Consider the following 11,900-nt stretch of genomic DNA (forward strand, 5'->3'; position numbering starts at 1 on the left):
CGAACAAATCGGGTTGGATGAAGTCCACGCCGAACTCTTACCTGAAGAAAAAGTTGAGTACATTAAAAAGTTCAAGGATCAAGGTCGTCACGTTGCCTTCGTCGGTGACGGAATCAACGACAGCCCGGCTATCGCTACCGCCCAGATTGGGATTGCCATGGGCAGTGGGACTGATGTCGCTATTGAAACTTCCGATGTCGTGCTCATGCAATCTAGTTTTGAAGCTCTGGTTCACGCCTACGCCCTTTCTAAGAAGACCGTTATCAACACTAAGGAAAACATTGCCATCGCGATTGGCGTCGTCATCTTCCTGCTAATCGGTTTGATCGTCGGCTTCATCTACATGGCCAGCGGGATGTTTGTCCACGAGGCCAGCATCCTAGTCGTGATCTTCAACGCAATGCGGCTGATCCGTTACGGCAAGATGCCAACACAGGCACAACAAACTGCAACGCAAAAAACTTCGCTAACTTGATTTACGTCAATTTCAAAACCAGAAAAACCAGTTAAACTATAGATAATCAAAACAAACAAGAACAACTAAAAAAAGGAGATCGTTATTATGACAAACAAACGTGCGACTTTACAATTAGATGGTTTGACCTGCCCGTCATGCATGACCAAGATTGAAAGTGCCCTGGCTCACCAGCCCGGTGTTGAGAACGTGAAAGTCCTTTTCAATGCCAGCAAGGCCAAAGCCGACTTTGATGACAGCCAGGTCTCCGCTGAAGAGTTAGGCCAAGTGGTCGACAAGTTAGGTTATGAAGTGAAGAAGATCCGGGTAAAAGACGCAATCGCTGCTAAGTAGGAGGAATAAATATATGACGACAGATGTTAAAGATTTAGTAGAAGAAAAGTACCAAGCCGAAGTTAAACAAGCCGACATCGATCACCACACCCCCACCGCCGGGGCAATGACCGGCCACATCGTTTCGAACCTACGCGTGCTGGATGTGAAGCTCCACCAAGCCAAATGGTTTATGAAGGGTTTTGAAGCCTTAGCCGTTCGCCCACTGTATGACGAACTGATCGATCAAGCCCGTAAAGACTATGATACGGTTGCCGAGGCCCTCTTAGATGAAAACGAACTGCCGCCTTCGACTACCAAAGAATACAGCAACTACAAGATGCTGGATGAGGATGGCCGCAATAAATACCTCACCACTGCCGAACTGGTCGATATTACCGCTCACGACTATAACACAGAAAATCTCTTCGTCACCCGGGCAATCAAGTTAGCCGAAAAAGAAGACCGGCCAGCATTAGCCCAAACACTGACGATCCTCTTAAAGCAAAACAATCACGCTATTCAACAGCTCCAGGCACTCCTAGGCAAAACTGCTTGGGAAGGTTTAGTTGAAGAAGACGATGATGACGATGAGGATTAACAGAATTAAATTAAGTGACTAGCCGAGAGTAGCCAATTTAATTGCGATAGCTTTCTCCTCCCAAGAAAGTACCTAGTACCCTTATGACAAGTCAGCAGTCATAATTAATTAAAAAGAGCGTTGTAGAAGATCCAGAATGGATTATCTACAACGCTCTTTTGGGTTATTAGTAATGGTTCTTTCTATTATTCATTAATCACGAATCACAGATTTTTCTACCATGAATCAAGTACTGATACCTCAAGGCATTAATTATTCAAAGCATTCTTGCCAGTAGCTATTTCAATTTTTAGCGCTCACTGTCATTACTGGATCACCATGTTTCACAGTACTAATCTTTTCTGACACTGTTATATCAACCTTTTCAGGCTGTGTCAAAAACAGAACGACAACATCATCGTAACCGGCCTGCTGAATCAGTTCCTGATCAAAGGTTAGTAATAAATCTCCAGCGTGTACTTTCTGACCGTCCGTATACTTAGAAATAAATCCTCTACCACGAAGATTAACAGTCCCAATTCCAACGTGAATAACTGCCTCTAAGCCATTATCTGAAACGATTCCTAATGTATGCCGAGTAGCAAAAGTAAACTTGATCATGCCATCAAACGGTGCATAGATTTTTCCCTCAGACGGTTGAATTGCGAAACCCTTGCCTGTAAATCCTTTAATTTTAGTCTTAATTGGAGTTAAATCATCCAATTCACCGGACACTGGTGCGATAATTTGCTCATGTTTTTTTGAATTTAGTTTAGCATCTGTTTGATGACTATTATTCACCTTTCCAGAAGCTAACTTAATTTGCAATTGTTCAACAATCTCAGCATGCTTTTTTTCAGTTATTTTTACTTTCCAAAGAAAAACCCCCAAAGCTAAAATTGAGAATACTAGTGGCGTATAGAAAGCAAATAACTCAAATGTATGGATATTGTTGGCCGTCATATCAGCTGCTGTGGCACTTCCCGTCATACCGGCAACAAGAGCGATTGATCCAACCATACCATTAGAAAGTGAAGCTGAAATCTTATCAATCATCGGCCGAATTGTCAGGGTAACAGCTTCATTTCGATTACCATTTTTTAATTGTCCATATTCAATTGAATCTGTTAACGTTAGCACTGTTACTAATTGAGCAAAATTGAAATTAAATAGTACCAGTCCCACAATTACCAATGATAAATTTAATTTTGCTGCAATAAAAATGACGTATGATAAAATCATAGCACTTTGGCCAATTGAAAATAGTACTTTCCGACTAATAAATCGATTTAAAATGGGATAAAGTGGTGAAGTACAAAAGCCAACAATCGTTGCAACTATACCAGCAATCCAGAATTCTCCAGGATGGCCAAGTACAAATTTAAAGTAATAAAACAAAATTCCATTAGTTGTTACATAGGCTAATGAGTAACATAGATAAGCCAAACTAGTCCACAGAATTTGATCATTTTTTGCGATACCGACGAATACACTTTTAATGGTTGTTTTTTTGTCAGAAGCGGCTCTAATAACGTTGTGTTTTTCTTTTGTTCCGAAAGCCACGGCTAATGCACATAAAAGAGCTATTACTGAAACAATTATGCCAAAGACTAGCCAACCTGGTGCACCTTCTGTCCGTTTACCGGTTGATAAATACGTAAAATAGGTAACAACAGGAACCACAATGATAGCTAACCCGTTCCAACCGATTGATCCGGTAAATGCACCCAATGAAGTAAAAATTCCTCGCTCGCGACTATCCTCACTAATTGCTGGGACCATTCCCCAATAAGAAACATCAACTAGTGAATAAAAGATGTCTAATGAAATAAATAAAATGACAAAGACGACTGCGAACAGTAGCCAGTTTACTTTTGCTAATCCAAAAATACCCGAAAATAAAATGACCATCAATACTGTACTAATAATGCCCCCGATTACTTGCCAAGGCTTAAACTTCCCCCATCGGCTTTTGGTATTATCAACAATGTTGCCTAGAATGGGATCGACCACAATTTCTGCTAATCTAATAACCACGACTAAACCCGTGACCAGACCGATTAATTTATTGGCAATACTCTTTGGCATTCCGGTAAACATACCGCTTGTCACGTATACGATAAAATAAGTACTCATCGCCCCATAAAAAGCTGAATGCCCCAAATTACCTAAAGCAAATGTAATGCGTTCAATCCATTGCTTGCGAGTTAAATGTTTTTTTTCTACACCTGTACCAGTGTTTTCCATAATTTTCACTCCTTCCTTTATAATTTAACTACTTAGGTTCCGAATACACGTTTACACCATAGCCTCGGATTTCTTGTTTCCCTATATTGGCTACTTCACCACTAAATTCATTCTTCAGCTTTTTAGTCAACAACATTTTGCCACCTTCATGACTGTAATTAATCACAAAGTAATAACGAGTAGTGTCATTCTCACGGATTTGGATATTAATAGTTGAGGACTGTTTTGAGATTGGCATAGTATTAACCAAATCTAGTTGTTTTACAAGTCGATCATAAAAGTTACTTAATAAATCATTACCCGTTCGTGCTCCTAAGTAGTAAGCTTGACCATCACCCAAGTCATTTACTGTAATAGCAGGATAATTAGCATAAAAATCGTCTTGATAGATGGCTAAAGTTTTAGCCGTTTCAACAGTAAACAAGTCACAATAATCTGATACTTCAAATGACTGATTTTGATATTTGATGTGATTATGTTGGGATGGATATAAAGTGTCCGTCTCTGAAAATTCAATCCCATAAGTTTCATGTAACGCCTTAGGCCAACCACCTAAATAGGCTAAGAAATTTTTATCAACCATTCCGGTAATATAGGTACCAACTAGATGGCCGCCACCAGTAACATATTGTTGTAATTTTTCAGCAAATTTAGTACTCATCATAAAGTGCATTGGATCAATTACTAACTTATATGGTGTTAAATCATCTTCAACTGAAATAATTTCGACTGGAATATCATGTTCCCAGAAATAACGATACTGTTCTTGAATCGTTCGCCAATATTTTTTAGTTTTATTTGCATAATTTCGAGCATCATCTAAAGCCCACATATTGTCGTAATCAAATACAATCGCAACTTTTGCAGATTGTCGACTAGTTTGACTAACGTTTTTAAGTTGAACTAAATCTCGACCAACTTGTTTAACATCTTGAAATCCACGTGTTTGATTACTCATATTATGGGTAATAACAGCACCATGATACATTTCTGATGCACCTCGAGCTTGATGTAATTGAAAATACAATACTGAATCTGCTCCATGAGCAATTTGCTGAAGGCTGCCCATTTCATGCATACCAGGCCGCTTTGATCGATTATACGGATGCCAGTTTACCTGAGTTGGTGTACTTTCCATAATGAGATAATTCTGATGTTTCAAACTACGCATAACATCATTCATTAATCCTGTTTTCATTCCTAAATCTTTTGTACTTTGATAATCATTTGCCCAATTTGGATATGAATCCCAACTAACTACGTCCACGTGTTTAGCGAATTCTTGATAATCTAAATCATAAAAAATATGTGATTCTGGTGGATTACCACCCATAAAATTAGTTGTAACGGGAACATCAGGTGTTAATTCGCGCAATGGCTCAATTTCAGCGTCGAAAAAACTAATTGTTCGTTCCGTCACGAAACGCTTCCAGTCCAGATTTAAGCCGATAAATGTTTGATCTCCAAGTGGTGATGGTGAATGGACCTGCATCCAATCAGTATAATTATGGCTCCAAAAGCCACTCCAGTATGCATGATTCAAATTATCTAAAGTTTGATACTTGTTCTTTAACCATTCTCTAAATGCTTCTTGGCACAAGTCGCAATGGCATTCTCCACCAAATTCATTAGAAATATGCCACATTAACAGTCCTTTACGGTTTCCATAACGTTCGGCTAATTTACGATTAATTTGTTGCACTTTCTCACGATAAATTGATGATGTATAACAGTGATTATGTCTTTCACCAAATAAAGCGCGTTCACCTTTACTGTTAACTCGTAATACTTCTGGGTATTTTTCAGCTAACCATCTTGGTCGAGCTCCACTAGGAGTTGATAAAATTACATGTCCATTGTGAGCTTCAACTCGATCAAATATGTTGTCTAACCATTCGAAATGATATTTGCCTTCTGTAGGCTCTAATTTTGACCAAGCGAAAACAGCTAGCGTTACTGTATTGATATCTGCCTCTTCAAAAAGTTTAAAGTCCTTGTCAATTACCTCTGGATGGTCAAGCCATTGATCAGGATTATAGTCCCCACCGTGAAGCAACTCGTTTAATTTTAGATTTGTCATTATTAGCTACACAACCTTCATTTACTTGATTTACGATATCGCAAACTAAGAATACCGTTATTATCAAAGAAATGAAACCGCTTACGAAAGGTTAATTACTAACGATTAGTAAACTAAAATTTAGTTTGATAAATAATTTACTAATGTAATTACATTTACTATTTAATTTTTAAAACACTTATGATACGTTATAGGTAAGCGCTTACGTAACTCGATAATCTTTTAAAGGAGTTTCAACAATGGCCACAATAAAAGAAATCGCACAAAAGTCTGGCTTTTCAACCGCTACCGTTTCTCGAATTTTAAATGCTGATGCAACTTTTTCTGCCTCTAAAAAAACTCGTGAAACTATTTTTAGAATTGCTAACTCATTGGGATATACTTCTTGTCATCAACTCAAAGCTCCCTACATTAAAGCTGCATTATTATATGCTGTTACACCTCAAAAAGAGTTGGAAGATATTTTTTATAACAATTTACGTCATACAATTATTGAATCTGCAAGAGAAAATAATATTAATTTAATATTAGTTCGTCACGTAGATGAAATTGATTCTACCATTGATGGTTTTATTTCAGTTGGATTACTTTCTAATGATGAACTAGCTTTATTGGAAAAAGAAAATTTAAATGGTGTTTTTGTTGGATTTAATCCCAACCCACACCACTATAATTCCGTTGAGTTTAATTTTCGAGAAATCGTTGAAGAAGCTATCGATTTATTTCTTGAATCGGGAATTTCTAAAATTGGTTTTATTGGGGGGCCCTTTTGGCCTTTAAAAGACTCTCATAGATCCGTTTGGGACATTCGTAAAAAATTCTTTGAAAGTTATATGCGTGAATTGAATATTTTCAATAAAGAATACGTTTTTCTAGGAAATAACTTTTCTGCCGAAAGTGGTTATCAAGTTGGTAAAAGGATTACGGAACGTTACTCTACTAATGATTTACCCCAAGGCTTTTTAATTGCCTCTGATCCCTTGTCGGTTGGTGTATTACAAGCTTTTAATGAAAAACAAATTAAAATACCTGACCAAACTGCTATTATCAGTATTAATGATATTGATGTAGCTAAATATGTTTCACCGCCGTTAACTACCTACCGACTTGATGTCAACGAGCTTGGAAAAGTTGCGGTCGAAAAATTACGTGATACTGTAAATACGCCTGAACGAGCGAAACAAATTATATCGTTGAGCTCTAAATTAATTTATCGAAAAAGTTTCACTCCTTTAAACTCTAAACACTAATAAAAATGGTTTACATCTAATAAAAAAACGTTGCAGAAGGTCCAAAGAGGGATTAAATGCAACGCTATTTTTATTTATCGGGAATTTAATAAAAGCCAACCATTTGTGTTAGTTAAAAACTAGTTGCGAATTCATATCAGCTCATTGTTTTAAGCAAAACGTAAGAAAAAGAAAATTCAATATCAAAAGCTGGTACCCATTTAATTTAAATGGTAACTTAATACCGATCTAATTTGCTTGTCACAATGTCTAATACTGATAGCTTAAATTAGAATATAAAACGATTTGTTATTTCTGACTTCTTACTTGGATGACTAACCAAAGTGCCCCGGATCTAGCCAGTCATTCAAATCCGTATACTAAAATAGAAAAAGGTGATTTCATGCTCAAACGTTTTCCAAAGATCCTAAGCTTTGTTTGGGTGATCGTATTGTTCATTTTACCCCTGCCTTTGGTACTTACTTTGGCGACGGGGCTATCGGATCAATTTACCAGTGAAGGTTTGGCCGTTCAAGCTGGCTCGATTGCTTACGTGTGGTTTTTGATTGCGATTTACCTAGCTACGCGGCCACACTGGCTGGATCGTCTGATTGGACTTCCAAGTGTCTACATGGTGCACGGCTGTTTAAGTATCTTAGCCATTATTTTAGCCTTTTTGCACAAAACTGGTACGCATTCTGGTGGTCTAATTAAAACTACTGGTGATCTTGCACTCTATTTATTCATCGGCTTAATGGCGTACTCGTTGGTCTTTATGGTGGGTTGGTTAACCAGTCGCATCCCTGTCTTGAATCAGTTAAAGCATTGGTTAGAACAGACCTTCAAACACGAATTTTCGGTATGGCTGCACCGGCTGAATCTGATTGCGGTTGCTCTAGTGTTCATCCACGTCCAACTCATCGGCTACATTACAGCTATTCATCCGTATATGTGGTGGTTCAACGGTTACACTGCAGTCGTTGCACTGACATACGTTTACGCTAAGTTACGCGATACTTGGTGGCTATCACACGGTAAATTGGTTAATAAACGTAAACTGGCACCGAATTTCTTTGAATTTACCTTTAGTTTGAAAAAACATCATCAGTTGACGGTTAAACCTGGTGATTACGTTTTCATCAGTTTTCCCGATTACGCGGGTCTACACGAACTGCACCCGTTCTCCGTGGTAAATGCGGTCCATGACGATCAACTGGTGCTCGCTATTCGTGGTGATGGTGACTTTACTCGCGCGATTCAAGATCTGCCATTACACGCAGTGGCTCATCTCACTGGCGGTTTCGGTCTCTTTAATAACATGATTGCTAACCATCCGGCCAAGCCATTGGTACTAGTTGCAGGTGGTTCCGGTGTGGTTCCCATGCTGGCCTTAATTCAGGCTTATCCTCAACTACCAATCAACTTGTACTATTCGGCACACCGTCCCACTGATTTGATCTACGTTCCCCAATTGAAGGCACTAGCTGCCAGTCGGTCAACGTTAACGGTGCATATTCAGACTGGCCGGTTCGACGTGGCGTCCGCGGTGACAACTACGGTAACCACTCCTGCGCTATACCTACTTTCTGGTCCAGCACACATGGGACAAGCTTGGCAGCACGCTTTACTGCAGGCAGGTGTCGCCCACGATAACATGTATTATGAGCAATTCAGTTGGTAGATAAGACTAACGTTACACCTATTAATTACCCACACTAATTTAAGTAGGCTACGGAACGTCCAATTCGGATTTTCACAGCCTGCTTTATTTTAAAATCAATTATTAAAAGCTCGCTATCCTCAGTTATTTACCACTGAAGATAGCGAGCTTTAAAATTTTCATACTTGTCTAATCATTAAGCAATTGGCAACGGTGCCGGTAACTGAGGGCCTAAACCCCGGCGCGCTAAAATCCAGTCATCACCGTTCCACATCTCAGTTTTTTGCCGGTTAGCAGAGAAATCCCAGTAACTTTCTCGTTCAAATTCAATGATTTGGCCGTTGGGTCCAAAACCAACCCATTCATAACTGCCAGAGTCGGCCATATTTTCATACTTGGCCCATTCAAGTGGAATGACAACGTTTTTCCCGGTTGCATCAACATAGGTCCGTTTCTGTCCAGTTAATAAATGTGATGGCTCAAGCCGTGCACGATAATCAGGATCGATCTCTTGCCAGACCTGTTCTGCTTTCGCAAAGGCCTGTTTTTCGGTGGGCAGACTTCCCGTTAACGGCTGGGTCAGCGCGTTATAGGAATAGAGGTAACCCCCATCACCATAGATCACGGTGACGTGTTCGCGGTTTAACGCTTCTTTTGGTAAATCTGCCGGCTGATAACGTTTCAGTCGAACCTGTTTTCCATTTCGTGGGACAAGCCGATCAATCACGACTTGGTAGTCCGCTGGTATCACTAAACTTGGATACGTGTGTCCTGCAATCTTTAATGCTGGCATTGATAACCCGCTTTCTTTTTTAATTCATATTTAACTAAGCATCAAGCTGGGCAATTTGCTTGAGGATTGCCATGAAGTCAGCCTTCGTCACCCGGCCATCAGTTACTGTCAAACAGTGATTTAAAGCCTTTTCTTGTCCATCCAGTGCCACTTTGATTTTGGGATATAAAGCTTCACCAGAGACAGTCAGTTTGAGGTCATAACGTCTGCCATCAGTTGGTGACTGCTGTTTGTCCACCAGTCCTATTTTGGCTAATTTTGCGATTTCTCGATTCACGTTGCTTTGATGGCGACTGTCTAAACGTACCAGCTGATCTTGAGTAATACCGGGATCATCATGCAGCTTCAAAATGAAGAAAAACTGCGCGTGATTGACACTAAATGGTTTTAAACGCTTTTCCAATATTCGAATTGCAATGTTGGCAGCTGTATGCAGCTGTTTACTGGTCGTATCATCGTTTTTATCCGCAATCATCCGCGCAATTTACGCATCGACGACCGCAAACTGCTGACGGGTATGCTTAGGTGTTTCGATTTCGTCGATTAAAGCAGCCGCAAAGTTGGCAAAGGAAACTTCAGCCTTACCGGCAGCACTAGTAATGACTTGGTCACCACCGAGTTTATAAGCAGTCTTAGGACCGTCAGCAAATTCAGTTGATGGTGTGATAACCGTCCAGTCAACGTTGTCCACCCACTGGATGAAGTCGTATTCGTGATCCTGTTGAATCATACCGTCAAGCCAAGGCTCGCCGGCGTACTGTTTCAAGGTATCAGCAAGCAGCGTTTCACCAGTTTCGTTATGAAGGATCGATGCGCCGATGATAAATGCTAAACGAGTCTGATCGTCGTCTCTAAAGAAGCTGACTAAACGAGCGGCTAAATCAACGTGTAAATAAGGCTTGGTTGATGCAAAAGCGTCTACTACAACGTCATAGTCAGTTAAATCATCGCGAGTCAATGCCATGGCATCTTTTTCAACAATGGTGACATCATCACCCAATAAATTCTTAGCTTTTTCAGCATTTCTAACGATAGCTGAAACTTCATGTCCCCGGTTTAAAGCTTCTCGTGTCACAACTTGACCAACGTTACCTGTAGCACCAATAATTCCAATTTTCATAATGTTTGTTCTCCTTTTTTGTTAAAACTTCTATTCAATATAGTTTGACTTTGTACTAACAAATTCTGACTGTCTCGGTTTATAAATTAAACAGTTTTTCAGCTGTTCCATGAGCGATTGCTTCCCGCTGTGCATCAGTTACATCAGCCTGTTCAAGGAATTCACGAACAGTTGACCCTGATTGAACGTAAGGAAAATCTTCGGACCACATAATGTGATCGGCACCCATCTCAGTTAACGCTAACTGCATCTGTGGTGCAGTGAACATCCCTGATGGTGACAGGTAAACCTGACGTCTGTAGTAGTCCGAAAACTTCAGGGGCAGATCGGTAATGATTGGGCTGAAACCATCGATTCGTTCCACGAACATGGGGATAAATTCACCCCAGTGACCAGTTGCTAACTTCACGTTTGGATACTTTTCTAATAAGCCGGCAGTGATGATCCGCAAAACTTGAATACCAGCTTCCATGTGCCAGCCCCACATAGCACCGGCCATCATGGTGGCGCCTAAAGCGGAGTAAGCTGGACTGTCATACAACATGGCCTTTTGATCGTTTGAAATGACGCCTGGGTGCAGGTAAAGCGTGGTACCTAGTTTATCGGCAGCCGCAAAGATGGCTTCAAACTTGGGGTCATCCAGGAACTGACCATTGATGCTGCCGCTAATAATACCGCCCTTCATACCTAGCTTAGTCACGGCGTATTCCAATTCTTGGGCAGCTTTGTCCGGAACGTTGGCGGGTAACGTGGCTAATCCTGCAAACCGGTCTGGATACTTGCTGATATTTTCAGCTAAAGTCTCATTTTGGTTATGAGCACCAGAAACAGCATATTGATCTGGCAGTACCTGTGGTGAGTTACCAGCATCAGAAATCACTTGCATATCGATTCCATTTTTATCCATGTAAGCAATCTTGTTACTGAAATCTACTAGGTCAGGTCTTAACTGATCTTGACGTGGGTTATTGTTTTTAACTTCTGAGTATTGATTAAATTGGCTAATGTTAGCGTCCGTGTCGTAATGTTCTTCAACGGTAATTAATTTCATTGTAAATCCTCCTGTAACTGCTCACCGATTCGTGAGTCAATCCTTTAAGTGAAATAAAGGTAGCATAACTATATGCGGTTGCATAGTTTTGTTTAAAAAATTTTATAGTCGCTGATTCCGACTATAAAATTAAGTTTATGCCTGACAAATAGTTAGCTGATCTCTTGAACAAAAATTAGTATAGCACATAACTATGCACGTGCATAGTATTTTTTAACTTTTTTTTTTGAAAAGATATTTGTGCTATGTTAAAGGTAAGCACACTATAACCGAACGTCTATGAATGCGTCTAACGGCGCAGTATGATCACCTTATCAATTATGATGAGGTGATTTTTTATGACTAAGCTTCAA

At 39.8% G+C, this 11,900-nt stretch carries 11 protein-coding genes; 5 read left to right on the forward strand and 6 right to left on the reverse strand.

The window, feature by feature from the left end:
- From FFM73_RS11160 to FFM73_RS11170, 3 genes are all read left to right on the forward strand, one after another.
- Positions 1-475: HAD-IC family P-type ATPase (locus tag FFM73_RS11160; RefSeq protein ID WP_137630167.1), on the forward strand; the 475-nt coding region annotated here is incomplete at its 5' end.
- A gap of 87 nt (positions 476-562) precedes the next feature.
- Positions 563-808 (forward strand): heavy-metal-associated domain-containing protein, encoded by a 246-nt coding sequence (locus tag FFM73_RS11165; RefSeq protein WP_137631782.1) that lies wholly within the window; start codon positions 563-565, stop codon positions 806-808.
- A 13-nt stretch (positions 809-821) separates the two neighbouring features.
- Entirely contained in the window at positions 822-1,388 is a 567-nt protein-coding gene (locus FFM73_RS11170; protein WP_137631783.1) for a ferritin-like domain-containing protein, read from the forward strand.
- 282 nt (positions 1,389-1,670) lie between these two features.
- Here the strand turns inward: FFM73_RS11170 and FFM73_RS11175 are convergent, their stop codons facing one another.
- Together FFM73_RS11175 and FFM73_RS11180 are read right to left on the reverse strand one after the other, a co-directional pair.
- The gene (locus FFM73_RS11175; RefSeq protein ID WP_137631784.1) at positions 1,671-3,614 is read right to left on the reverse strand and encodes a sugar MFS transporter; all 1,944 of its coding nucleotides are present in this window, start codon (positions 3,612-3,614) and stop codon (positions 1,671-1,673) included.
- Positions 3,615-3,642: 28 nt separating this feature from the next.
- Entirely contained in the window at positions 3,643-5,694 is a 2,052-nt protein-coding gene (locus FFM73_RS11180) for a beta-galactosidase (protein WP_137631785.1), read from the reverse strand.
- Positions 5,695-5,933: 239 nt separating this feature from the next.
- Between FFM73_RS11180 and FFM73_RS11185 the strand changes: the two genes are divergently transcribed.
- Positions 5,934-6,944 (forward strand): LacI family DNA-binding transcriptional regulator, encoded by a 1,011-nt coding sequence (locus tag FFM73_RS11185; protein WP_137631786.1) that lies wholly within the window; start codon positions 5,934-5,936, stop codon positions 6,942-6,944.
- A gap of 382 nt (positions 6,945-7,326) precedes the next feature.
- On the forward strand, positions 7,327-8,604 hold the full coding sequence (locus tag FFM73_RS11190) for an FAD-binding oxidoreductase (protein WP_137631787.1): 1,278 nt from the start codon (positions 7,327-7,329) through the stop codon (positions 8,602-8,604).
- A 175-nt stretch (positions 8,605-8,779) separates the two neighbouring features.
- On the opposite strand, the gene FFM73_RS11195 is transcribed toward FFM73_RS11190, so the two are convergent.
- The 4 genes from FFM73_RS11195 to FFM73_RS11210 form a co-directional block, all read right to left on the reverse strand.
- A complete protein-coding gene (locus FFM73_RS11195; protein ID WP_137631788.1) occupies positions 8,780-9,376 on the reverse strand; it encodes a hypothetical protein in 597 nt (198 codons plus the stop codon).
- Positions 9,377-9,410: 34 nt separating this feature from the next.
- Positions 9,411-9,851: a MarR family transcriptional regulator gene (locus FFM73_RS11200; protein WP_137631789.1), complete on the reverse strand. Its 441-nt coding sequence runs from the start codon at positions 9,849-9,851 to the stop codon at positions 9,411-9,413.
- 9 nt (positions 9,852-9,860) lie between these two features.
- Positions 9,861-10,496: an NAD(P)-dependent oxidoreductase gene (locus FFM73_RS11205; RefSeq protein ID WP_137631790.1), complete on the reverse strand. Its 636-nt coding sequence runs from the start codon at positions 10,494-10,496 to the stop codon at positions 9,861-9,863.
- A 79-nt stretch (positions 10,497-10,575) separates the two neighbouring features.
- Complete coding sequence (locus FFM73_RS11210) at positions 10,576-11,547, reverse strand: amidohydrolase family protein (protein ID WP_137631791.1); 972 nt, start codon at positions 11,545-11,547, stop codon at positions 10,576-10,578.
- Positions 11,548-11,900: the final 353 nt, after the last annotated feature.

The organism is Secundilactobacillus hailunensis, from assembly GCF_005405185.1.
Classification (GTDB): Bacteria; Bacillota; Bacilli; order Lactobacillales; family Lactobacillaceae; genus Secundilactobacillus; species Secundilactobacillus hailunensis.